The sequence below is a fragment of the Candidatus Contubernalis alkalaceticus genome (genome assembly GCF_022558445.1).
Lineage (GTDB): Bacteria > Bacillota > Dethiobacteria > SKNC01 > SKNC01 > Contubernalis > Contubernalis alkaliaceticus.
Map to the genome: position 1 here is coordinate 2,400,345 of NZ_CP054699.1, position 24,350 is coordinate 2,424,694.

Consider the following 24,350-nt stretch of genomic DNA (forward strand, 5'->3'; position numbering starts at 1 on the left):
AGATCTGCCTCCAGCTTAAACGGAGGCCAAGAAGCTTGGGCGATAGAAGCGTCCCCGTGGCTTAGCGGTATATTTCAAAATAAGCAGCTTTTGGTAGTAGTGTTAATATAAAAGTAAAATGTATCCATTTAACCCAAATAACAATTTAAAAACATTTGAAAAAAATGGAGGAAACATTATGAACCTAAGCCAGGTTACCGCTTTTTGTACTGTAGTTAAAGCCGGAAGCATCTCAAAAGCGGCAAAACATCTGCATTTAACCCAACCTGCACTGAGCCTCCAAATACAAGACCTGGAAGAGCACTTTCAGACACAACTTTTGGAGAGAAGCAACCGGGGGGTAAAAGTCACCCTATCCGGTGAACTTCTTTATTCCTATGGGCAAAGAATGATGTCCCTAAACGAAAACCTGATTCAGGAAATCAATGCCCTGACCAGCCTGGGCAATGAACAGATGATGATTGGAGCCAGTTCCACCATCGGTGGGTATGCACTTCCCTGCAGCATTTATATTTTTAAAGAAAAATATCCCCAAAGCGATGTAAAAATGACCATTGCCAACACAAAAGAAATTTTAGAACAAACCGAAGACGGAGTTCTTGATATTGGATTGATCGAAGGGCCCTTGAATAAAAAACTTTTAAACCAGCAGAAACTTATAGCCAAAAACATATGCAAGGATGAACTGGTTATGATTACCCCGGCTAATGAGAAATGGATAGATAGAGAAGTTATCACCTTAGATGAGTTGACGAGACTACCTCTGATCCTTCGTGAAAAGGGCTCCGGTATACGGGAAACCGTAGAAAAAGCCCTCAATGATAATGATTTACAGATGAATGATTGTCAACTAACCATGGAATTAAGCACCTTAGAGTCTATCAAATCCTGTGTTGAAGCTGGACAAGGAATTTCAATAATTTCCCGCCTGGCGGTTCGCCGAGAACTGCGACATGGCACCTTAAAAGCCCTGCAGGTAGAAGGAATTTCTTTCCCTCATTACTTCACGGTCATCTATTCCTGTGTGAAACCTAAAACCGGCCTCCAAAAGACTTTTATTGAATTTATTAAATGTCCCCATTCCAGAAGTTTTTGTTAGTTTTTTTTGGTCATAATAATCTGCCAAATCCCTTCCTCAACTTCCTTAATTTCCACAGAACACTTCTTTTTTAAATGGTTAGGGATACTGGTCATTGCACAGCTATGATCCGTTTCTATCACCAAAACATCACCTTTTTTTAACTTTTTTAATTTTTGTTCCGCCCTTAACGCCGGAATTGGACACATATCCCCCAGGGCGTCTATGAAAAATGTTCCCATGATAATCTTCCTCCAGACTGTTTTGGTATCAATATAACTTCCTCAGCCGATCTGCCTGGACAGGTCAGCCATTTCAATGGCTGCCATGGCAGCGTCCCAACCCTTATTGCCCGCCTTACTGCCGGCTCGCTCTATAGCCTGTTCCAAATTATCCGTGGTTACAATCCCAAAGATAACCGGAACTTCAGTGTCCAGACTCACCTTAGCAATCCCCTTGGACACTTCGCTGGACACATACTCAAAATGAGGAGTGCTGCCCCGGATTACAGCCCCAAGACAGATTACGGCATCGTATTGTTTAGTTTTGGCCATTTTCTGTGCAATTAGAGGAACCTCAAAAGCTCCTGGAGTCCAGGCTACCTCAATATTCTCCGATTTGGCCCCATGCCTCTGCAGGGAATCTAAAGCACCCCCTAACAATTTGTTAGAAATAAATTCGTTAAACCTGCTGACCACAATGCCGAATCGGTATTTATCAGCAATAAGCTGTCCTTCATAAACCTTATTCATCTATTAATCATCTCCCTAATTTATATTAAAGTCTAATAATTGAATTTCTACTTACAAAAGGGCAGTTGTAAAAATGTTACCTAATACCCTAAAAGATGTCCCAATTTTTCCTTCTTGGTATTCAGATAGTTATAATTATAAATCCCCGGTTTTATTTCCAGGGGTATCCTCTCTACAATCTCCAGGCCGTACCCCTCTAATCCCTTAATTTTTCGAGGATTATTGGTCAAAAGCTTAATCTTCTTTACCCCCAGGTCTACTAATATCTGGGCACCGATACCATAATCCCTGAGATCGGCGGCAAAGCCCAACTCTTCGTTAGCCTCCACAGTATCCTTTCCTTCATCCTGAAGCTGATACGCTTTTACTTTGTTGGCAAGGCCAATCCCTCGGCCCTCCTGGCGCATATAAATCACCACTCCCTGGCCTTCGTTATTAATCTGAATCATAGCCTGGGCCAACTGGTTGCCGCAGTCACAGCGCAGAGATGCCAGGACATCCCCCGTCAGACACTCCGAATGCACCCGGACCAAAACCGGCTGTTCACTGTCAATTTCTCCTTTGACCAGGGCAACATGGGCTTCGTTATCTACGGAATTTTCATAGGCGATTAATTTAAACTCTCCGTGCCGGGTGGGCAGTTCTGCCTCCCCCGCCCGAACTACCAGCTTCTCCTTTTTCATACGGTAATTAATTAAGTTAGCAATAGTAATAATTTTTAATCCGTGCTGCTGGGCAAATTTCATAAGCTCCGGCACCCTGGCCATAGTGCCGTCTTCATTCATGATTTCACAGATTACTCCCGCCGGATACAACCCTGCCATTTCAGCCAGATCCACAGCAGCCTCAGTATGTCCCGCCCGCCGCAGAACGCCTCCCTCTTTTGCCTGCAGTGGGAATATATGACCGGGACGGTTTAAATCATGGGGTTTTGTCTCTTCGGAGATCAAAACTTTTACAGTAGCTGCCCTTTCAGGAGCGGAAATACCGGTGGTTACAGAGCTGGCATCCACCGAAACCGTAAAGGCTGTACTATGGCCCTCGGTATTTCTGTTCACCATCAGGGGAAGGTCCAGTTCATCCATGCGCTCATTGGTCAGGGGCACACAAATCAACCCCCGGCCAAATTTGGCCATAAAATTGATGGCCTCCGGAGTAACCTTTTCCGCCGCCATAATCAAATCCCCTTCGTTTTCCCGGTCCTCATCATCTACGGCAATAATCATATTGCCTTTCTTTAGCTCTTCTAAAGCTTCGTCAATAGTATTAAACTTCATTTGACATCCCTCGCTTTCTATAAAAATCCATTATCAGCCAGATCATTCATGGTAAGCCCCCTGCTCGGGCTATCCTCTTTCCTACGGGCAGACATAAAATTTTCCACATATTTTCCAATCATATCTCCTTCTAGATTCACTTGAGACCCGGCGGCTTTAAAACCCAAAGTGGTATTCTCCGCCGTATGGGGGATTAATGAAACGGTAAAACTGTCCCCTTTAACCTGCACAATAGTAAGACTTATCCCGTCAACAGCCATGGAACCCTTAGGAACAGCATATTTCATTATTTCTGGTGGTGCGTTTATTTCAATCACCAGGGCATTGGATTCCCGGTTCTTTTTCCTGATGGTTCCCACTCCATCAATGTGACCGCTGACTAGATGACCACCCAACCGATCCCCCAGGGCCAGAGCTCTTTCCAGGTTGACCCGGTCTCCCCGTTTCAGTTCATAAAGCCCGGTATTGCGCAGGGTTTCCGGCATTACCTCCACTTTGAACAAACTGCTGTCAAAAGATATTACCGTCAGACAGACCCCATTTACAGAAATACTATCTCCAATTTTAACATCTGACAAGATAATCTGAGCGTTAATTGCCAGAGCAGGATTTGAGCTGTCCAATTCCAGCCCTTGAATTACCCCCAGTTCTTCCACAATACCTGTAAACATAATCTCAACTCCCTTTTCCCAGGTATCCCGTCACCAGTATATCTTCTCCCAGGTTCTTTACCTGAAGTTCAAAAAGGTGAAATACATCTTCCATTAACTCAACCCCCTCACCACCTACCGGTGTAGGGGCTTCTACCCCACCAATTAGCTTCGGAGCGATAAAAAACATAACTTTATCTATTAAACCATCCTGCAAAAGCTGGTAATTAAGGGTTGAACCTCCCTCCACCAGCAAATTGGCAATCTGTCTTTCCCCTAAAACCTTTATCAATTCTTTCAAATCAACCCGGCCTTCCCTCCCCGAGATCTTCAAAATTTGAACCCCCAGACGGGAAAGAGACTCCAGTTTTTCCGGAGGTGCAAGTTCAGTGGTGACCAACATAACCGGGGAATCAGCAATATATTTGATAAGCCTGGCTTCCAGCGGCAATCGCCCTCGGCTGTCCACAATTATTCGTAAGGGATTTCTTACATCCTCATCCCCTTCTAATCGAGTATTCAACCGGGGATTGTCCGTTAAAACCGTGCCTATTCCCACCATAACCGCATCCACCTGGTTTCTTAGACGATGGACAAACTGCCGGGATTTCTCCGAAGATATCCAGCGGGAATGACCTTTATGGGTAGCAATTTTGCCATCCAGGCTCATAGCTGTTTTTAAGGTAACAAAGGGAAGGCCCGTGGTAATAAATTTAAAAAACACTTCATTTATTTTCCGGGCTTTTTCCTCTAACACCCCCACCTTCACCTTAATACCGGCCTCCTCCAGGATCTTGACCCCTCCACCGTTCATCAAAGGATTGGGGTCAAGCACCGATACCACTACTTTTTTTATGCCGGAAGCTATAATCTTTTCCGTACAAGGGGGTGTTCTGCCAAAATGACTGCATGGTTCAAGTGTTACATACAGAACTGCTCCCTTTGACCTTTCCCCTGCTGATTCCAGGGCGTTAATCTCGGCATGGGGTGCCCCGGCCTCATGATGATACCCGGAACCTATCACTTCTCCATCTTTAACAACAACAGCACCCACCATAGGGTTGGGACTTGTCCGTCCCAATCCCTGCACCGCCAAGTCCAACGCCAGCCACATATATTTCTCGTCGGCCTCCATAATAAAAAAGCTCACCTCTTTAATAATTAATGGCAAAATAAAATACCTTAAAGATTTCCTCCAAGGCAACAAAAGTTCCTTCTACCATCCAGACTTTACTGTCGGCCCTGGAATCTCACCAGATCAGCCTTAAAGGCTCGCGGGCTCACCCTAAAGGGATTACCGCCGGTTCGGAATTGAAAAACGCTTGAAACGCCTTTCTCACCAGACCCTGAAGGAATATTCAAATGTTCTAAAAATTATTATAGCATAAAAAAACCGGTCAAACTACTTTTTTTTCTGTGCGAAGCATATTTATGGCCTGCCTTACATCGGATCCTGAAAATACAGCAGAACCCGCCACCAAAATATCGGCCCCTGCCCCAATAACTTCTGGAGCTGTTTCAGAATTAATTCCTCCGTCTACCTGAATAAGTACAGAAAGCCTTTCCCTGTCTATCCACTCTCTTAAAGCACTGATTTTTTTTAAACTGGTGGGGATAAATTTCTGCCCCCCAAAACCGGGGTTTACGGACATAACTAAAACCATGTCCAGGTCCGTTAACACATAATCCAGCACAGAAAGAGGCGTAGCAGGATTCAAAGCCACCCCGGCCAAAACTCCCCTTTCTTTGATTAACTCAATGGTCCGGTGCAGATGTATACTGGCCTCTGCATGGACACAAATCACAGCTGCCCCCGCCTCAACAAACCTTTCAATATATTGTTCCGGATTAGAAATCATCAAATGCACATCCAAGGGAAGCCCGGTTCTGCCCCGTAATGACTCCACCACCGGAAGTCCGATACTAATATTAGGGACAAAATGTCCATCCATCACATCAATATGGATCCAGTCTGCCCCGGCTTCTTCTATTTGTTTAATCTCTTCATATAAATGAGCAAAGTCTGCTGAAAGAATTGATGGTGCGATTTTCACCATGTTTAATAACTCCTTTCCATTTCCCTGAGTTCCTGTAAAAAGACCAGGTAGTGTTTATACCTGGATTGATTAATTTCTCCCCGTTCTAAAGCCTCTTTAACGGCACAAGAGGGTTCATGCTCATGAGCACAGCTGGAAAACTTGCAATTTACACTGATTCTAGCAAACTCAGGAAATAAAAAGGGAAGCTCATCAGATTGAATATCCACCAGGTCCAGCTGACTGAATCCCGGGGAATCCGCCACCATTCCTCCAAAATCAAAGGGTAAAAGCTCCACATTCCGGGTAGTCTGTTTCCCCCTGCGGGTTTTAGAGCTGATTTTTCCAACTTTTAGCTTTAGCGCAGGTTGAACCCGGTTTAAAAATGTGGATTTCCCTGACCCCGATGGACCGGTAAAGACCGAAATTTTATCCTTCAGACATTCCTTAACTTGTTGGACTCCCTGTCCGGTGAGGGCACTGGTCAAAATAATAGAATACCCTATTGATTGATAGATCTCTTGGGCCTCAATTTCTTCTTCCTTCACCAGGTCAATTTTGTTCAAACAGATTACCGGTTCCAGATAATTACTCTCTGCCAAAACCAGTATACGGTCTAAAAGAAGTAGGTTTATAGGGGGGTCTTTCAAGGAAAAAAAAATAATTACCGTCTCCACATTTACAATAGGAGGCCTCACCAGCCGATTCTTTTTTGGAGCTACTTTTTCTACTACCCCTTCATTCTCATTAGTCTGTGTAAAATATACCCTATCCCCGACGAAGATATTTAAAGATTCTTGTTTAAAGCGGCCCCGGGCTTTACACTGGTACATCTTGTTGTCGTCGGTCCTTACATTATAAAAACCACCAACCGCTTTAACTACTATGCCTTCCAGGTAATACCCTCCTTTCTATTGGGGAAATTGCTCAACTCCCAAAGTAATATACCCGTCCTCCGTCAGCATCAGGATGGTTACCGTACCGGACCCCCATCCTTCCACCTCGATTTTGCTGCCTTCAAAAATTCCTTCAAAGACAGTCCTAACCCCTTTACTGTCTTCAATATCTACTCTAACCCCTTCTCCCTGCGGAACTCCCCACAAGCTGGGGTCAATGGTGATATTAAAACCGATTTCCGTCGGGTCCGGACCTTTACTGATCACCAGAGCCACAGATTCCTGAGGCTGAACCATATCCCCGGCCTTGGGCGACTGTTCAATAACTCTTCCCTCGGGAACACTGCTGCTGTACTGTTCATCGATATTGCCGGAGGTCAGTTTATACAGTTCAATCCAATCCAGGGCATCTGCCAGGGATCTGCCTACCAGGTTGGGCATACGGAAGGGTTCGGAACCTTTGCTCACTACAATAGTTACTATATCTCCTCTATTAGCCTCGGAGCCAGCCCTGGGGTTCTGAGAAATCACTTCTCCTACAGGGATAGTAGAACTAAATTCTTCATCAACCTCCACGACTAAATCGGCTTCCTGAAGCAATATCTTTGCTGCCGATTCCATCAATCCCTCCACCAGAGGTACCTGCAGCAGTGCAGGCCCTTTACTGACCACCAGTTCCACTTCCCGGCCTTTTTTAACACTCTTATCTGCTTCAGGAAACTGAGAAATTACATTACCCTCAGGAACTTCATCATTTTCAATTTCCTCCAGGACCACATACTCCAGCCCCGCTTCCTCCAGTATCCCTGCCGCCTCAGCAAGAGGAATATTAGTTACATCGGGAACATTAACCTCCTCCACCACCAGCATACCCCGAAGTTGACTAAATAAAAAGCTCAAAACAATCACAAACACTATAAAAGATACAAAACCTACTGCCAGCCATCTTTTCTTCCACTTTTTCTCTTTCGGTTCCTTTTCACCGGAGGGTATAATTTGTTCATGATTTCCATTACTATGATTATTATTATTCACAGGCACAAACTGATCCTGTATTTTATTTACCCCGGGTCGATCAAATCTTCCAGGACTAACATGTCCATTGTTAATCCATAAATCCAGATCCTCCAACATAACCTCTGCGCTCTCATACCTCATATCCGGATCTTTTTGTACTGCTTTAAATATAATTTTCTCTAAAGTTTGAGGAACTTCTGAATTTAACTCCTTAGGAGATTTAATATTTTCCTGCAGATGCTGCAGCGCCACAGAAATAGGGGTTTCCCCAGAAAAAGGGACTTCTCCCGTAAGCATCTCATAGAGAACAATCCCTAAAGAGTAAAGGTCAGCCTTCTCCCCCGCTATTCCTCCCTTAGCCTGTTCCGGGGCAAAATAATGAACTGAACCCATGACCACATTATTATCATAAGTTACCGTAGCTGCCGTTACCGCCTTAGCAATACCGAAGTCTGTCACCTTCACCCGCCCGTCCCGGGTAAGAAGTATGTTGTGAGGCTTAATATCCCGATGTATAATCTTATTTTTATGAGCATGTACCAAGGCTTCGCAAATCTGATGGGCAATCTTAACCGCTGCATTTACCGGAAGCTTTCCATTTTCTGTAATTAATTCCTTTAATGATTTTCCGTCTACATACTCCATCACAATATAATACGTTCCATCCTCTTCCCCTACATCAAAAATATTCACCACATTGGGGTGGGACAAACTGGCAGCTGATTGGGCTTCCCGCTTAAAACGACGAACAAAATTTTCGTCCAACGCAAACTGAGCCCGAAGTACTTTTACTGTTACCGAGCGGTTTAATATTTTGTCATATCCCCGATAAACGACGGCCATGCCCCCGTCACCAATTTTTTCTTCAATTTTATATCTATTGGCCAGAACTTTATCAATCATCTGTCTCACCTCACGGTTAAGCTAAAGTTCAATTTATTGATCTTCATTACTTAACCCTACCAAAAGAACTGTAATGTTATCAGGTCCTCCACGGGCATTGGCCGTACTTATTAAACGGTCAGCCGCTTCCGACCCCGGGCAGGAGTTAATGATATCAAGTATTTCTTCATCAGAAACCATCCGGGTAAGGCCATCGGTACATAGCAGCACATAATCCCCTGGTTTCAGGGAGTAATGATATATATCTACTTCAACCGAATAATCGGTTCCCAACGCCCTGGTCAACAAATTCTGTTTGGGGTGGTTTTTTTCCTCTCCCGCCTTCAGTTGATTTTCATTAACCAGTTTTTGAACATAGGAGTGATCTTCAGTCAATTGAATGATATTTCCCAAACTAATAATATATGCTCTGCTGTCCCCAATATGGCCGACATGCAAATGTGAACCCATTATAATTCCCAGGGTCAAAGTTGTCCCCATTCCTGCCAGGTGTTCATTTTCTAGAGCCTTATTCCAGACACTCTCATTGGCCTGTTCAAACAAATCGGTGATAAACTGGTTTACATTCTGAAAGGATAGTTCTATAAGTCGTTCCTTGTTTCGAAGGAAAAAGCTTTTCCCCAGCTCAATAGCCATAGAACTGGCCACTTCGCCCCCATTATGTCCGCCCATCCCATCAGCTACAGCAAAGAATTGAATGGAATCATCCCCATCCATAATAAGGTAACAGTCTTCATTGTTTTGCCTTCCCTGTCCAACATCGGTCCTTCCCGTTAAAAACACTAACATCACCGCCCCTCAGGCCACCTGGCCAGCATTCATCACCAATATATAATCTCCTTTTCTACTCCTAAAAACACCCGCTTAATTAAAAGCTAATTTGCCAATTTCACCGTAGATAAAAGATTATAATAGCCAGCTTTAATAGATTCGCCACAAAAAGAACTATCCCCTTTCGAGGTTTAAAAATATATAAGAAAACCTGCTGTAACTTTAAGGAAAGTATAACAAATGGCTGATAAAAAGGCAATACGCTACCTTTTCTCCCAGCGGGCTAAAAAAAATCCATCTAAATAATGTTTATGAGGGTATAATTGGAGAAAGCCTTTTGAAACTGAGTCCTCTTGCCTTAATTTTTCCGGTAAAAAAGCCGTCAGGTCTGAGAGAAAAAAGTTTGTATTTTCAGCCGTAAACTTCTTAACTACCCACGTAGTTTCCTCCGGTTCATTGGTGCATACCGAGTACACCAAGACTCCTGAGGGTTTTAAAACCTTGGCAGCTTCTTTTAAAAGCTGCAGCTGTATTTTTGCCAGGGATGAAAAATCCCCAGGCTTTCTTTTCCATTTTAAGTCAGGTTTCCTACGATTTACACCCAGGCCTGAGCAGGGAGCATCTACCAGAACCCTGTCAATTTTGTTCAAGAAATTAGCAGGAAGCCTCTGGGCATCCTGCTCCAGGGGCTCGATAATATTAATCCCCAAACGACAAGCATTTTTTCCCACCAGCTTTACTTTGTGTCCGTGAATATCACAGCTTATAACCTTTCCCCGGTTCATCATTGCTTGAGCCAAATGCGCAGATTTCCCCCCCGGGGCACTGCAGCTGTCCAGAAGTGTTTCACCTTTAACAGGGTCTACTATACGAGAAACCAGCATAGAACTCTCACTTTGTACCTGAAACAAGCCCTTTTTAAAAGAATTCAACGCAGCTAAATCTCTCACCTTCTTTAAAATCAGAGATTCTGACAATAACTTACTCTCCTCCACCACAACTCCTTCCTTAACCATGATTTCCTTCAGATCCTTTTGGCTCACCTTTAATGTATTGACCCGCACAGTCAATGGAGCTGGAGAATTCAGAGCACTCATATACTCCCAAGCTTCACCGGCTCCCCATCTCTTACACCACCTTTTCACCATCCAGGCAGGAAACGAATATTTTAATGACAGGTGTCGGTAAGGAGACTCTTCAAGATCAGGTAAGTTAATTTCATCTTTCTTCCTAAGATATCCCCGCAAAACCCCGTTTACAAATTTTGCCCCACCCTGATGGCTGAATTCTTTGGCCATTTCTACCCCCTCATGGCAGGCAGCAGGGACAGGTATTTTATCCAGAAATGCAACCTGGTATAAAGTTATCCTCAAGATATTCCTAATCCAAGGATCCATATCCTTGACTTTCCTTTTTGATACCTGCTCTATCCACCAATCCAGGGTCAACAGGTGTCTAACTACCCCATAGCACAGTTCTGTAACCAATGCCCTGTCCCGATAAGAAAGCCTGCCTTTTTGAAGATAAGACTTTAATGCCAGGTCCACATAAGTACCCCGAATATCCATTTCCCGGAGAATCATAAGAGCAGTACTGCGGGCTCCTTCTTTAACCAATATTTTACTCACCTCTACATTTCTTTTTATTTCACCTTGGTCAGAATACTTCCATCCTTTTTCACAGGTAACCAGTTCACCTTAGAATTTGGCCCCTCCTGCAAATCCCATCTGCACCTAGATTTTTACTAAAAAAATAATCGGGCAGGGGCGCTGCCCCTGCCCGATTATTTCCATTCTCCACATCTCTTCAGGAAAAAATTTATCCCCTCTTCAACCAATCCTAAATTAACACAGGTATTATGACAAGGCCCATAGGGACGTTCATTGGAAATACCCAGCACCGGCAGCGGGCTGGCCTCCAGGATTCCACTGCTCAAATCCCTTTCACAAGCCACAGCTATTATGGCTTTAGGTTTTAAAGATTCAATTTCTTTCCGGGCCAAAGTGCCCCCGGTCACCACTTTAACTTTTATCCGATATCGCTGTGCCAGGTCCATCAAACTGCCAATCATACAACCTCCACAACTGCGGCAGTTCTTAATATCTATGGTAATTCTATAAGAACAATCACTCTGCTGCAGGCAGTGGGGTAAAAGAAGCAGCAGTTCTTTGGGCTGAACCTGAATGTTTCGGACCTCCACCAGATAGTTGTTAAGTTCTATAAAAGAACGTTGAATTTTATCTTGAGTAATTTTAAAAACCTTTCCCAGCTGAATAATAAAGGGATAAAAAGCATTAACTGATATGCGAGTAATTTTTTGCCAGCTGGGGAAAAGAGGGATATTAAATACCGACAGAATTATTCCCACCAGGCCCAAAAAAGTAACCCCGGCTAAACCTACCAAAAAAATAATTAGCCCTAAAAAAATAAGCTGGCTGAAAAAAGTGGTTTTAAAAAAAGTCAAGTGCCAGATATAATAAACAAAAAGCCCTAAAATTAATAAAGCAGCCAACAATAAACCTACAAAAGTTCTTTTTTTGGTTTGAAATTTCATTTTTGATCAACTCCCCAACACAGTACCCGCCTTAAGACGGTTACCCCGAAGAAAATCTCCCACAGACATTTTCTTTCCCCCGGAGAGCTGCAGCTCCTGAATTGACAGGGCACCTCTACCGGTTGACACCAAAATACTGTCCTTTCCAAGTTCGATAATCTCTCCGGGAGCACCCTTTCCTTCATACCCTGCTGCAGAAGAACGCCAGATCTTTACCCTTTGGCCCTGCCACAGGGTATAAGCCCCGGGCCAGGGATTCATCCCCCTGACCTGGTTATGGATTTTTTGAGCATCATCTTCCCAGTTAATAACCTCTTCTTCCCCTTTTAAAGGAGGTGCATTGGTTGCCAGCGCAGAATCCTGTTCTGTTCGATGGGCACAGCCGGCTGACAATTTTTGCAGAGCTAAACCCAAAAGTCCTGCCCCCATTAAAGAAAGCCGGTCATGAAGAGAGCCTACATTCTCCTGAGAAGATATTTTTGTTTCCCTCTGCAGAATAATATCCCCGGTGTCCATACCCTCAGACATGTACATGATGGTCACCCCTGTAATTTTCTCTCCGTTCATAATAACCCGATGAACAGGGGCAGCGCCCCTGTACGCCGGCAGCAGAGAGGCATGCACATTGATACAGCCCAGGGGGGGAATTTCCAGCAGGCTTTTGGGCAGGATTTTTCCGTATGCTGCCACCACAATAACCTCTGGAGCCAAACCTTTCATCTCCTGGACAAAATCGGTAGAAAGCTTTTGAGGCTGTAATACCGGTATCCCATACTGTTGTGCTGCTTTTTTAACTGGTGAGGGAATTACCTTCTTTCCTCTTCCCCGGGGTCTGTCCGGCTGTGTTACCACCGCTAAAAGCTTATACTTACTTTTAATCATCAATTCTAAAGAAGGAACTGCAAATTCTGGAGTCCCCATAAAGACCATACCTGAACCTTCACTCATTCAAACGCATCCTTTTTTCAATTTATTGCTTTAATTTTAACACATTTATCCAAAAAATAGAAGTATTGCTGCCCACAGCGCTATTCGGAAGGCTCTAAAAAACGAATCACCTTATCAACAAAAAGTTTCCCCTCCAAATGGTCCAGCTCGTGCTGGAGTGCCCGGGCGAAGAGCCCGCTACCCGTTACCTTAATTTTTTTCCCTTCCCGATTTAGGGCTTCCACAGTAACTTTTTTGGCTCTAACTACTTCTCCCACAATACCGGGGAAACTCAGGCAGCCCTCTGCTTCCACTTCTTTTCCCTCAACCTGAATAATTTTAGGATTAACCAGCTCTATTAGACCCTCATCATCCATTAAATCTATAACCACCAGCTGCTTGGGAATACCAACCTGATTGGCCGCCAACCCCACACCGTCATTATAATACATAGTCTCCGCCATGTCTTCCAAAATAGCAATAATCTGTGGGGTAATTTCCTTAACCTCACTGCACTTCTTCCGTAAATCAGGGTCATCTTTTTTTCGGATTATTCGTATGGCCATTTTCATTCCTCCTGCCGTTACAACATATTTATTGGATTAATATCCAGTATTACTCTAAAATCTTTATTCCTCGAACCTTTATAAAATTCCTCCCATACCTGCCTGGATGCCCGGTGTATGCCTGAGAAATCTTTACTCTTTATAACCAGGTGCCAGCGGTAACGGCCCCGTATTTTGGAAAGGGGACAGGGGCAGGGACCCAACACCTCTGCCTTTATTCCTTTAAGGGACTCCATGAGCATCCCTTTAAACTCCCCAGCCTTTTGGCTCAAGTTATTTTCTGATACACTGGAAAAACCTACCCTTACCAGCTGGTTATAGGGAGGATATTGGAACTGTTCCCGTAAGCGTAATTCCTCCTGATAAAAAGCCTGATAATCGTGTTTTTTTGCCGCCATGATGCTGTAATGTTCCGGGTTAAAAGTCTGGACAATCACTTTTCCCCCCAGAGAACTGCGGCCGGTTCTTCCGGCAACCTGGGTCAGCAGTTGAAAAGTCCTTTCCCCCGCGCGGAAATCCGGTAAATTCAAAGCGGTGTCCGCTAGAATTACCCCTACCAAAGTTACCCTAGGAAAATCAAACCCCTTGGCAATCATCTGCGTGCCTATGAGAATATCAGCATCCCCCCGCTGAAAAGTCTTAAAAATATCCAGGTGAGATCCTTTGCGGGTAGTAGCATCCACATCCATACGCAGAATCCTGGCCTGGGGAAACAAATCCCTGACTCCTTTTTCAACTCTCTGAGTACCCAAACCCAAAAAACGGATATAATTACCTCCACACCCGGGGCATGCCTCCGGCACCCCTTTCTCCTGATGACAGTAATGACACTTTAACAGCTCTTGGTTGGCATGATAAGTCAAAGTAATGCTGCAGTGAGAACAGCGGAGCACATAACCGCACTCCCGGCAGACCAAAAAAGTAGCAAAACCCCTACGATTTAAAAATAGAATAACCTGTTGTTTTTTCTGCAGGGTTATTTTTATGCTTTCATAAAGTTTTTTGCTGAAGAGTGTCCTGTTTCCTCTGTTAATCTCCTCTTTAAGGTCAATCACCTCTACCGGCGGCAGAGGGCGCTTTTCTACCCTATCCCTTATGCTCAGGAGCATATCCTCCCCTTCTTGAGCTCTATAATAGGCCTCCACCGATGGGGTAGCACTGCCTAGAACAACCGGACAGGAAAAAAAACAGCTCCTCCTTTTGGCTGCATCCCTGGCATCATAGCGGGGACTCTCCTCCTGCTTATAGGTAGTCTCATGTTCCTCATCTATTATTATTATACCCAAATTTGAGAAAGGTGCAAAAACAGCAGAACGGGGCCCTATCACAATTTTAATCTCCCCCTGCCTAATTCGGCACCATTGGTCATACCTCTCTCCCTGGGAGAGGCGGCTGTGCAGCACTGTTACCAGTGATCCAAACCTTCCTCTGAACCATTTAACCATCTGAGGGGTTAAGGATATTTCCGGCACCAGCACCAGGGCTTCCTTCCCCCCCTTGACCACCTCTTCAATAACCTGAAGATAAATTTCAGTTTTTCCACTGCCGGTAACCCCATGCAGTAGAATATTACCCGAAAGGCCTCTTTGTAAATGATTTTTAATCCCTGTTAACACTTCCTCCTGCTTTGGGTTCAGCTTCAACCGCGGATTTAAACCAAACAATTTGTCTTCAAAAGGCCCCCTGATAACTCGCTTATTACTCAAATCTAAAAGATTCTTACCCTGGAGGGCTTTCACCGACTGCCGCCCTGCCTGGGAAAGGTTTAACAAATCCTTGAGGGACATCTCCCCCCCCTTTAGAAGTATATCTAAAATCCTGGACTGCCTTGGAGCCCGTTTCCTGTTCACTGCTGCGTACTTCCCGGCTTCTTCATCTGATACCGCCAGTTTCACCACAGTTATTTCCTTAGCCTTAATGGTAGTTGCATAAAAGTTAGGTAAAATCGCCTTTAAAACCTCCACCAGGGGACTGATATAGAAACTGGAAATCCAGCGGGCCAGGTCCAACAATTCCCGGGTAAGCAAAGGAATTTGGTCAACCACACTAATAATTTCCTTCACTTTATCTACATCAGGGGTGGAATCAAACCCCATCACAAAACCCAACAGTTTTCGATTACCGAAAGGCACCATAACCCGGGTACCCTCCCGGACCTGGGAGATGTATTTTGAGGGGATTAAATAATGAAAATACCTGTCTCCAATTCCCGGTGCCCATAGGTCCACCACCACCCTGGCATAAAGATTATCCATGTAACCCTTCCTTCCGTTCTACATCTTGAGTAACTTAAAAAATATTTGTATTTGATTTTCCTTGTCTTTCATATATAATAATCATAGTTCACTGGGAAGGAAAAATAAATGTTAAACTTTAATAAATTTTTAAGAATTATCAAAGAGAATTCCTCCTGGATTTTTCTGGCCGCTGTAATTTTTATCTTGGGAACTGCCGCAGGTTTTACCGCAGTAGGACAAAACCAGTCAATACTGGAAGAACTTACAGAGCCCTATTTCGGATTGCTGGAGGACCTGGCAGAGGAGGTCATGAAGGGGGGTCCCCTAAAGGGAATCTTTCTGATCTTTTCCAATAATTTGATTGCTTCTGTACGGATTATTTTTTTAGGTGTTCTGCTGGGACTGGCACCCCTTTTGGGCTTAATAGTAAACGGCGGCCTGATTGGGATATTGGCCGGCATATTTATGGTGGAGCAAAATGTAAATCCAGCTCTATTTTTTATCTTTGGACTACTGCCCCACGGTATCCTGGAAATACCGGCTTTTTTAATTAGTGCAGCCTTAGGTCTAAAGCTAGGTTACCACGCCATATTTCCAATGGAGGGGATGAACCGGCCCCAAAGCATCATTTATGTGGCCCAGGAGGCCATAAATGTAATCTTTTATCTTACCCTTATTTTTTTAGCCGCTGCTATTGTAGAAATCCTGGTGACTCCCTACCTGATTCAGTTTATGTTTCCCTAGACCACCTTTAAGTAAAAAATCGACACTGAGTCGATTTTTTTAATGCTTTATGATAAGAAAAATTACGGTTGCACTATCTTATGGTCTTATTTTTTTAATTTCGTCTAAAATTTTATCCGCCAAATCTCCTTTAGTCATAAGGGGAAACTCTATAACCTCTCCACTGCGTTTAAACACCTTAACCTGGTTGGTATCCACCTCAAACCCTGCTCCCGGCAAAGTGATATCGTTGGCAACAATCATATCCAGGTTTTTATTTTTTAATTTTTTCAGGGCGTTATCCCTAAGTTCCTCCGTCTCCGCCGCAAAACCAATCAACAGCTGTTCTTTTTTTAATTTTCCCAGTTCCCCTAAAATGTCAGGGTTTTTCTTTAACTTTAACACTAGATTTCCTTGGGTTTTTTTAATTTTCTGTTCCGATACTTCCTCTGGTCGATAATCAGCAACCGCCGCAGCCTTAATAACAATATCCGACATAGGAAATTGTTTTAAAACTACCTCTCTCATCTCCAGGCTAGTTCTAATGGGGAAAAACTGAATCCCTTGAGGAGGTTTAAGTTCCGTTGGCCCCGAAACCAGTACCACCTCAGCGCCCCTATCCCGGGCAGCTTCCGCCAGGGCAAAGCCCATTTTACCGCTGGAGTAATTTCCGATATACCGAATTGGATCCAGTGGTTCCCGGGTGGGTCCCGCTGTAATCATAAAAACCTGTCCGGCAAAATCCCTTTTCTTCTCAAGCACTTGGAGGAGAAAATCTACAATGGCCTGGGGTTCCGCCAACCTTCCCCTGCCCTGATCCCCACAAGCCAAGAAACCTGAATCCGGCTCTATAAACCAAAAGCCCAGCTTCTTCAACCGAATCATGTTTTCCTGGACAATCTTATTATTGTACATTTCTACATTCATGGCCGGAGCAAAAACCACCGGGGCCGGGGTGGCCATGATTGTGGTGGACAGCAGATCGTCTGCAATGCCGCAGGCAGTTTTACCGATAATATTGGCAGTGGCCGGGGCCACCAAAAGACATGAGGCCTCCTGGGCCCAGCTGATATGTTGAATCTCCCAACCCTCTGGACGTTTAAACATTTCCATTCCTACAGGGCCGCCGCTCAAAGTTTCAAAGGTAAGGGGATTGACAAAGGAAGTGGCCGCCCGGGTCATAATTACCCTCACTTTATACCCGGACTTCACCAACAGCCGACAAATTTCAGCCCCTTTATACGCAGCTATACCTCCAGTAATCCCCAACACCACTGTCCTGCCCACCTTTTCCTCCACCTCTCGATTCTAAAAAATTGCACATAACCCTCTGTCCTGCTATTTAAAGAGGGAAAACTTGTGCCGGCCTTTCATTGTAAGGCCGGCAGTAGATAATATTGTTTAATTCATATAATGCGTGATTGTTATTTAATACCTTGCTTGGTTTTTTCATAAATTAACTGTTTCTCAGAAATCTCCTCCAGAGCAACTGTGACATCCTTTTTGGATGAAGTATCAATTAAAATTGATGCTCCCTCCTGGATCTGCCTGGCTCTTTTTGCAGCAGCAATCACCAAAGAATACTTGCTGTCCACACTTTTCAGTAGTTTATCAATGGAAGGATAAATCATGGACATTGTATACAACCGTCCCCCCTTAAAATTTCAATCAGATGAGCATTTCTTTTCATTTTAAGCTTTTCTGCCCTTATTATATGTAATATTTCTTGAGCTGCCCTTTCCGGAAAATCATTGACCACAAAATAATCATATCCTTTTGCCTCAAGAATTTCCTGGTAGGCTGAATTAAAACGTTTATTTAGCTTTTCTTCAGTTTCTGTCCCTCTTCCGATAATGCGCAGTTTCAACTGGTTTAAAGAGGGTGGCAGCAGGAACAAGAAAACCCCATCAGGAAAATTGGATTTTATCATTCCAGCTCCCTGAGTATCTATTTCCAACAGGACATCCTGCCCTCTTTTTAAACTATTTAGAACTACTTCTTTGGGAGTGCCGTAATAATCATCATATACCCTGGCCCACTCCAACAGGTCCCCCTGTTCTATCTTTTTTTTAAACTCCTCTTCCCCCACAAAAAAATAATTAATCCCTTCTATTTCACCGGGCCGGGGAGATCGGGTGGTCATGGAAATTGAAAAAAATAAGTCTTCTTTTTCAGCGGCAAGAATTTTGCCTACCGTTCCTTTTCCAACTCCAGAGGGCCCTGACAGCACAATTAATAACCCTTCTGCCATCTCTCTCCCTCCCTTTGAAAGTTTCTATTCTTCATTTTCTTCTACAGCAGAGGACTCCTTAGTATGAAGCCTATGTTTTACAGTCTCAGGCTGCACGGCGGACAGGATTACATGTTGACTGTCGGTAACGATAACTGCTCGGGTGCGGCGACCGTAAGTAGCATCAATCAACATACCTCTATCCCGGGCTTCAGAAATTATTCTTTTTATAGGCGCTGATTCCGGACTGACTATAGCTATGATACGATTGGCGGAAACAATATTTCCAAAACCAATGTTGATTAACTTAATCTGCATAACAAAACCCCCTTAGTCTTTGTACTACATAGTATAACGGATATCAGTTAATTAATGCAAGAAATATATCAATAGAATCACAAAAATTAATCTATTCTATATTTTGCACCTGTTCTCTAATTTTTTCAAGCTCACTTTTAATCTCCACCACCCGATGAGATATTTGAAAATCGTTTGCCTTGGAACCAATGGTGTTGGTTTCCCGGTTAAGTTCTTGGACTAAAAAATCCATTTTTCTTCCCACCGGACCTCCCTCCTCTAGAGTACGGCGAAAAGCTTCTAAATGACTGGACATACGTACCGTTTCCTCGTTAATATCACTTCTTTCCGCAAAAAGAGTACATTCCATCAACAAGCGGTTTTCCTCAGTCTCCAGGTTAGGGCCCAGGTCCTTTATCCTCTCAAGGAGTCGGTTTCTATACCCCTCAACCACCAGGGGAGCTTTTTCTTTTATTTCTATCAACAGCTCTTCGATCTTTTCCATACGTAATAGCAAATCCCGGGAAAGATTTTCCCCCTCCTGCCGCCGCATAGAAATCAATCCCAAAACAGCTTCTGTCAAGGCTTTCTCCAGAGCAGACCAGTAACGAAGGGCATCCTCTTTCTCCACCTTCAGAACTTCAGGAAAACCGGAAATCAACTTTAACGTTATTTCTTCCCCCAATTTTAGTTTTTCTTTCAATTCCTTCATAGCCCGATAATAACCCTGGGCCAAGGGAAGATTAACCTCTACTTTCTTTTCCCGTTCTGAAGATTCCTTTACAATCACCGATACCTCCATACGCCCTCGAAAAACCTGCCGGCTTATCCCTTGTTTCATCTTTTCCTCCAGGGGGTTAAACTCCCTGGGCATTCGAAATATTATATCCCGGTATCGATGGTTAACAGAGCGAATTTCCACCAAAAAACTCAAACCCTCCATTTCGCCTTCTCCCCGTCCATATCCAGTCATACTGCTGATCATTGAAATTACCTCCCTGAAGCTTATTTTATCATATTTAATAATCTAAGTTAACCTTTTGATTACCGAAAGAATTGTTTAATAAAATGACTTGTTCTTTTCTTCATCCTCCAGTCCTTATCCGGAAACAGGGCAGTGGCAGCACTTTTCAATAAAGTGCCCAGGGAGGGCAGAATCGATAACACCATTACCAAAAACCATTCTTCACTGGTTAGAACTGAAGTTCGGAATATTTCCTGAAGAAACGGCCAGTAAATCACTGCTAACAACATTGCCAGAGAAGAAGCGACAGACATTACCAGCGCCAGATTGGTCCTTATACTCACTTTCCAAAAGGGAAGATGTTCCGAACGGCAGTCAAAAACATGAAACAGCTGCAGAAGAATCAAGGTAACAAAGGCCATAGTCCTGGACCGTTCTAAATCGCCGGTGGCAGACAACCCGGCGGAAAAACTGACCAGGGTTAAAAAGCCAATTACACTCCCCCTATTTAATATTTTCTGCCATAATCCCCGGGCAAATATTCCCTCATCTTTCTCCCGGGGCGGGATTTTCATGATCCCTTTCTCCGGGGGCTCCACCCCCAAAGCCATAGCCGGCAGTCCGTCCGTTACCAGGTTCACCCAAAGGATTTGTATAGGCCTTAAGGGTAAAGGAAGTCCAATCAACAGGGCAAAGAACATGGTAAAGATTTCACCGGTGTTACAGGACAAAAGAAAACGTATAAACTTACGGATATTATTATAAATATTCCTGCCCTCTTCAATGGCACTGGCAATGGTAGAAAAGTTATCATCTGCCAAGATTAAAGAAGCGGCTTCCCTGGTCACATCGGTACCGGAAATACCCATGGCAATACCTATGTCCGCTTCCTTAACCGCCGGGGCATCATTAATCCCGTCCCCAGTCATGGCCACAACATGTCCCCTGTTTTTCAGTGCCCTGACAATCCTCAGTTTGTGAGCTGGAGAAACCCGGGCATATACGTATATTCTATCCACCTTTTCCTCCAGCTGACTGTCACTAAGCCGGTTTAATTCATCCCCGGTAACCGACATTCCACCGGTGGGGGCCAGGCCTATGCTGTTAGCAATAGCCAAAGCCGTATTTTGATGGTCTCCCGTAATCATTACTGTTTTAATACCGGCCCTTTTGCATTTCTGTACCGCCGCAGGAACTTCCGGGCGGGGGGGATCAATCATCCCCATAATCCCTGCATATATTAATTCCCTTTCCAACTGTTTTTCATTTATAGAAAATTTTGACCCTGAGGGCAGCTCCCGGTAAGCAAAAGCCAGAGTCCTTAGAGCCTGGGAAGCCAGAGTAGAGTTCTTTTTAATAATCTCTTTTTTTAATGAATCATTCAGTTCCCTGACCATACCGTTATCATAATAATGAGTGCATAAACTTAAAATGACATCGGGAGCTCCCTTGGTATAAGCCCTCCGCTGTTTCTTGGAATTCTCATAGACCACCGTCATCCTTTTACGTTCAGAATCAAAGGGTAACTCCGCTATTCTTTTATCTCTCTTCTCCATATCCTCCCTCCAGAAACCGCCTTTAGCGGCGGCTGCCAGCAGGGCTCCCTCGGTGGGATCCCCCTGAATTTCCCAGGAAGAAATTTTTCCTGTACGCCATTTCGAAGCGATAGGGACATTTCCACGGATAAGGCGGGCATTGCTGCAGAGTGCACTTATTCTCATCAGAAGACGCAGATTACTGTCGCTCTTGGGCTGCACTTCCCGGGAACCCAAGAAAATTTTTCCATGGGGATCGTACCCCTCTCCCTCTACCCGATATAAATTGCCACCGGAATAAATCTGACGTACCGTCATCTTGTTTTGAGTCAAAGTTCCCGTCTTATCAGAACAGATTACCGTAGCACATCCCAGGGTTTCCACCGCCGGCAGCTTTCGTACAATAGCCTTCCTCTTAATCATACGCTGCACCCCCAGGGCTAGAGCGATGGTAACCACCGCAGGGAGGCCCTCTGGTATCGCTGCTACTGCCAGGCTGACCCCTGCCAAAAACATCTTGTACACAGACTCCCCGCGCAAAATTCCCAAAGCCACCACCGCTGCACAAATCACCAGGCAGACTGCAACTAGAATTTTCCCCAGAGAAGCCAAACGCCTCTGCAGTGGAGTAATTTCCGTTTCCGTATGCTGAATCATGTGGGCAATTTTCCCCATCTCCGTCTGCATGCCGGTAGCCACCACCACTCCGCTGCCCCGCCCCCGGGTAATTACCGTCCCCGTAAACACCATATTTTTCAGATCCCCCGGAGAAAACTGCCGGGCACTGCTTAAAGGTGCTGTATTCTTGTTTATGGGTTCCGATTCTCCAGTCAGGGCAGATTCATCCACCGCCAGATTACTAACTTCTAAAAGTCTTAGGTCCGCCGGAACTTTATCCCCCGCCTCCAGGGATATGATATCCCCAGGAACCACATCCTGAGCATTAACCATCCTGGTCTCCCGGTTCCGAAGCACCCGGGCACTGGGAGCGGTCAATTTTTTTAAAGCGTCCAGAGATTTTTCCGCCTTAAACTCCTGGAAAAAACCTAAACAAGCATTTAAGAATACAATGACAATAATAACCAATGCGTCGGAATATTCCTGTAGCAAAAAAGAAATCAGGGTGGCTCCCAAAAGCACCAGCACCATAAAATCTTTAAACTGCCCTAAAAACATGGAAATCAGGGATGGCTTTTTCTCCTCCTTCAGGATATTCAGCCCCACTTTTGTCAGCCTATTTTCCGCTTCCCTCTGGTTCAACCCCTGAACCGGGTCCACCTTTAAATACTCCAGCACTTTTCCTCCAGTAAGGGCAAACCATGGTTTTGTTTTCATTCTTTTCCTCCTTAAGTAGCTTCTACCTAAAAAGTATTCTTAAGGAGGCAAAAAAATAACTATAAAAAAACTTCCCTAAAAAGACCAGGGAAGCATTAGCTTTAAAGGTACTGCCAGGGACAGAGTTTTTTCTCTAAAAAATCAACAATAACAAAAAGGATTAAACCCAAAAGACTCATAGCCATTATCCCCGCAAAAACCTCTTCGTACCGCCCTCTCATGGAAGCATCCAGAATATAAAAACCAATTCCTTGAGTAGTGGCAAAGGTCTCTGTCAAAAACAGCACAGCCATAGCTGTCCCAAGGCTTATGCGCAGTGAAGTAAATATCTTAGGCAGGGCTGCCGGTACAAAAACATGCTTGATAAGGTCCCACTCACTCCCCCCTAAAGAAACCATGGAACAAATGATTTGTTTATTAATATCCCGGGCGGCATCCCGGGTGGTGACCAATATCTGATAATAAACAATAAGACTTATTAAAAAAATCTTAGAAGTCTCCCCAATTCCCAAGATTCCCATAAGTACCGGCAAAAGAGCAATTTTAGGAATTGGGTAGGTTAAATAAATCAGTGGGGAGGTAAAACTATCCACCCTGGACCAGCGGCCAATAAAAAGACCTGATAGAGACCCTAAAACCAGGGCTATCAACAGGCTTAGCAGCACCCGAAAGGTGCTCTGCATCAAATGAGGAAGCAGGTGCGAACGAAACTTTTCCACAAAGATCTCTATGGCCAACCAGGGAGGCGGTAGCACCGGCCTGTCTAATAGTAAAGACAGTCCTGCCCAAAAGAGCAGAAGAAAGACAAATGCCAGGAACAATTGTAATGCTTTATTGAACCCTGTTTTTTCCATTAGACTTTCCTTCCTCCAGTAGAGTGCGCACTTTATGACAAAGGGTATAGAATTCTGGACGTTCCCTCAATTTCGGATCTCCGAAATAAGGATTTTTTATATCCGATACAATATAACCGGGGACAGAGGAAAATATAATAATTCTCTGTCCCAGATAAACAGCTTCTTCAATACTGTGGGTGACCATGACAATGCTCATGGGCCTCTCATGCCAGATGGTCAAAAGAAGGCTCTGCAGTTCCTCCCGGGTTATAGCATCCAGGGCTGAAAAGGGCTCATCCATCAATAAAAGATCCGGACGCAGGGTCAGTGCCCTGGCAATGGCCACCCTTTGACGCATGCCTCCGCTAAGCTGCCCAGGAAAATAATCCTTGAACTGAAACAGATCCAGATGCTGTAAGATATTCCTTACCCTCTTTTCCTTGACATCAGGGGAAAGCCCCCTGATTGTTAAACCTAAGGCAGTGTTGTCCCAGACGTTTTTCCAGGGTAAAAGACCAAAGTCCTGAAGAATTAAAGCAGTTTTTTTCCTCTTAGAGCTGACCGGTTTTTCGTTAATCATTACGCTTCCCCGCTGAAAAGGAGTCAGCCCGGCCAACACAAATAAAAGGGTGGTCTTACCACACCCCGAGGGACCGATTATAGCACAGGTCTCCCCACTGTCCACCTCTAAATTTACCCCCTCCAGGGCTAAAAGACTGCTGTTAAAATCTTTATATTCCACAGCCATATTGTCAATTTTAATCAT

At 44.3% G+C, this 24,350-nt stretch carries 24 protein-coding genes and 1 riboswitch; of the genes, 2 read left to right on the forward strand and 22 right to left on the reverse strand.

The genetic code is table 11. The annotated features are described in order from the left end of the window. The first annotated feature begins 178 nt into the window (after positions 1–178). On the forward strand, positions 179–1,099 hold the full coding sequence (locus HUE98_RS12080) for a LysR family transcriptional regulator (RefSeq protein ID WP_241420891.1): 921 nt from the start codon (positions 179–181) through the stop codon (positions 1,097–1,099). Here HUE98_RS12080 and HUE98_RS12085 read toward each other — a convergent pair. The 14 genes from HUE98_RS12085 to priA all read right to left on the reverse strand — a co-directional run bounded on the left by HUE98_RS12085 (position 1,096) and on the right by priA (position 15,682). Beyond that, positions 1,096–1,320 carry a sulfurtransferase TusA family protein gene (locus tag HUE98_RS12085; RefSeq protein WP_241420892.1) on the reverse strand — a complete coding sequence of 75 codons (225 nt, stop codon included), beginning with the start codon at positions 1,318–1,320 and terminating at the stop codon, positions 1,096–1,098. The genes HUE98_RS12080 and HUE98_RS12085 overlap by 4 nt on opposite strands. Before the next feature lie 42 nt (positions 1,321–1,362). After that, positions 1,363–1,830 (reverse strand): 6,7-dimethyl-8-ribityllumazine synthase, encoded by a 468-nt coding sequence (gene ribH, locus HUE98_RS12090; protein ID WP_241420893.1) that lies wholly within the window; start codon positions 1,828–1,830, stop codon positions 1,363–1,365. Between the two features lie 80 nt (positions 1,831–1,910). Then, positions 1,911–3,107: a bifunctional 3,4-dihydroxy-2-butanone-4-phosphate synthase/GTP cyclohydrolase II gene (locus HUE98_RS12095; RefSeq protein WP_241420894.1), complete on the reverse strand. Its 1,197-nt coding sequence runs from the start codon at positions 3,105–3,107 to the stop codon at positions 1,911–1,913. A gap of 17 nt (positions 3,108–3,124) precedes the next feature. After that, entirely contained in the window at positions 3,125–3,778 is a 654-nt protein-coding gene (locus HUE98_RS12100) for a riboflavin synthase (RefSeq protein WP_241420895.1), read from the reverse strand. A gap of 4 nt (positions 3,779–3,782) precedes the next feature. Then, entirely contained in the window at positions 3,783–4,892 is a 1,110-nt protein-coding gene (gene ribD / locus HUE98_RS12105) for a bifunctional diaminohydroxyphosphoribosylaminopyrimidine deaminase/5-amino-6-(5-phosphoribosylamino)uracil reductase RibD (protein WP_318036555.1), read from the reverse strand. A 72-nt stretch (positions 4,893–4,964) separates the two neighbouring features. Continuing rightward, a riboswitch (FMN riboswitch) is annotated at positions 4,965–5,115 on the reverse strand. Between the two features lie 39 nt (positions 5,116–5,154). Next, positions 5,155–5,814 carry a ribulose-phosphate 3-epimerase gene (gene rpe / locus HUE98_RS12110; RefSeq protein ID WP_241420897.1) on the reverse strand — a complete coding sequence of 220 codons (660 nt, stop codon included), beginning with the start codon at positions 5,812–5,814 and terminating at the stop codon, positions 5,155–5,157. A gap of 2 nt (positions 5,815–5,816) precedes the next feature. Next, positions 5,817–6,689, reverse strand: coding sequence for a ribosome small subunit-dependent GTPase A (rsgA, locus tag HUE98_RS12115; RefSeq protein ID WP_407080320.1), 873 nt, complete (start codon positions 6,687–6,689; stop codon positions 5,817–5,819). Between the two features lie 15 nt (positions 6,690–6,704). Next, positions 6,705–8,609 carry a Stk1 family PASTA domain-containing Ser/Thr kinase gene (gene pknB / locus HUE98_RS12120; RefSeq protein WP_241420899.1) on the reverse strand — a complete coding sequence of 635 codons (1,905 nt, stop codon included), beginning with the start codon at positions 8,607–8,609 and terminating at the stop codon, positions 6,705–6,707. Positions 8,610–8,642: 33 nt separating this feature from the next. Beyond that, a complete protein-coding gene (locus HUE98_RS12125; protein ID WP_241420900.1) occupies positions 8,643–9,398 on the reverse strand; it encodes a Stp1/IreP family PP2C-type Ser/Thr phosphatase in 756 nt (251 codons plus the stop codon). Positions 9,399–9,643: 245 nt separating this feature from the next. After that, positions 9,644–10,996 carry a 16S rRNA (cytosine(967)-C(5))-methyltransferase RsmB gene (rsmB, locus tag HUE98_RS12130; protein ID WP_241420901.1) on the reverse strand — a complete coding sequence of 451 codons (1,353 nt, stop codon included), beginning with the start codon at positions 10,994–10,996 and terminating at the stop codon, positions 9,644–9,646. A 167-nt stretch (positions 10,997–11,163) separates the two neighbouring features. After that, a complete protein-coding gene (locus HUE98_RS12135) occupies positions 11,164–11,934 on the reverse strand; it encodes a DUF116 domain-containing protein (RefSeq protein ID WP_241420902.1) in 771 nt (256 codons plus the stop codon). A gap of 6 nt (positions 11,935–11,940) precedes the next feature. After that, positions 11,941–12,882: a methionyl-tRNA formyltransferase gene (gene fmt / locus HUE98_RS12140; protein ID WP_241420903.1), complete on the reverse strand. Its 942-nt coding sequence runs from the start codon at positions 12,880–12,882 to the stop codon at positions 11,941–11,943. Positions 12,883–12,962: 80 nt separating this feature from the next. Further along, positions 12,963–13,427, reverse strand: coding sequence for a peptide deformylase (def, locus tag HUE98_RS12145; RefSeq protein WP_241420904.1), 465 nt, complete (start codon positions 13,425–13,427; stop codon positions 12,963–12,965). Positions 13,428–13,444: 17 nt separating this feature from the next. Then, positions 13,445–15,682, reverse strand: coding sequence for a primosomal protein N' (gene priA / locus HUE98_RS12150; RefSeq protein ID WP_241420905.1), 2,238 nt, complete (start codon positions 15,680–15,682; stop codon positions 13,445–13,447). A 108-nt stretch (positions 15,683–15,790) separates the two neighbouring features. Between priA and HUE98_RS12155 the strand changes: the two genes are divergently transcribed. Further along, entirely contained in the window at positions 15,791–16,408 is a 618-nt protein-coding gene (locus HUE98_RS12155) for a stage II sporulation protein M (RefSeq protein WP_241420906.1), read from the forward strand. A 78-nt stretch (positions 16,409–16,486) separates the two neighbouring features. Here the strand turns inward: HUE98_RS12155 and coaBC are convergent, their stop codons facing one another. The 8 genes from coaBC to HUE98_RS12195 all read right to left on the reverse strand — a co-directional run bounded on the left by coaBC (position 16,487) and on the right by HUE98_RS12195 (position 24,350). Beyond that, the gene (coaBC, locus tag HUE98_RS12160; protein WP_241420907.1) at positions 16,487–17,674 is read right to left on the reverse strand and encodes a bifunctional phosphopantothenoylcysteine decarboxylase/phosphopantothenate--cysteine ligase CoaBC; all 1,188 of its coding nucleotides are present in this window, start codon (positions 17,672–17,674) and stop codon (positions 16,487–16,489) included. Positions 17,675–17,811: 137 nt separating this feature from the next. Then, positions 17,812–18,018 (reverse strand): DNA-directed RNA polymerase subunit omega, encoded by a 207-nt coding sequence (rpoZ, locus tag HUE98_RS12165; RefSeq protein WP_241423551.1) that lies wholly within the window; start codon positions 18,016–18,018, stop codon positions 17,812–17,814. Then, a complete protein-coding gene (gene gmk / locus HUE98_RS12170; protein ID WP_241420908.1) occupies positions 18,015–18,638 on the reverse strand; it encodes a guanylate kinase in 624 nt (207 codons plus the stop codon). Before gmk ends, rpoZ begins: the two co-directional genes overlap by 4 nt. A gap of 24 nt (positions 18,639–18,662) precedes the next feature. Next, a complete protein-coding gene (gene remA, locus HUE98_RS12175; protein WP_241420909.1) occupies positions 18,663–18,935 on the reverse strand; it encodes an extracellular matrix/biofilm regulator RemA in 273 nt (90 codons plus the stop codon). Positions 18,936–19,026: 91 nt separating this feature from the next. Next, positions 19,027–19,899 (reverse strand): YicC/YloC family endoribonuclease, encoded by an 873-nt coding sequence (locus HUE98_RS12180; protein ID WP_241420910.1) that lies wholly within the window; start codon positions 19,897–19,899, stop codon positions 19,027–19,029. 59 nt (positions 19,900–19,958) lie between these two features. Continuing rightward, entirely contained in the window at positions 19,959–22,748 is a 2,790-nt protein-coding gene (locus HUE98_RS12185) for a calcium-translocating P-type ATPase, SERCA-type (protein WP_241420911.1), read from the reverse strand. Between the two features lie 101 nt (positions 22,749–22,849). Next, entirely contained in the window at positions 22,850–23,602 is a 753-nt protein-coding gene (locus tag HUE98_RS12190; RefSeq protein WP_241420912.1) for an ABC transporter permease, read from the reverse strand. Next, positions 23,580–24,350 carry an ABC transporter ATP-binding protein gene (locus HUE98_RS12195; RefSeq protein WP_241420913.1) on the reverse strand — a complete coding sequence of 257 codons (771 nt, stop codon included), beginning with the start codon at positions 24,348–24,350 and terminating at the stop codon, positions 23,580–23,582. The genes HUE98_RS12190 and HUE98_RS12195 overlap by 23 nt, the downstream gene beginning before the upstream one ends.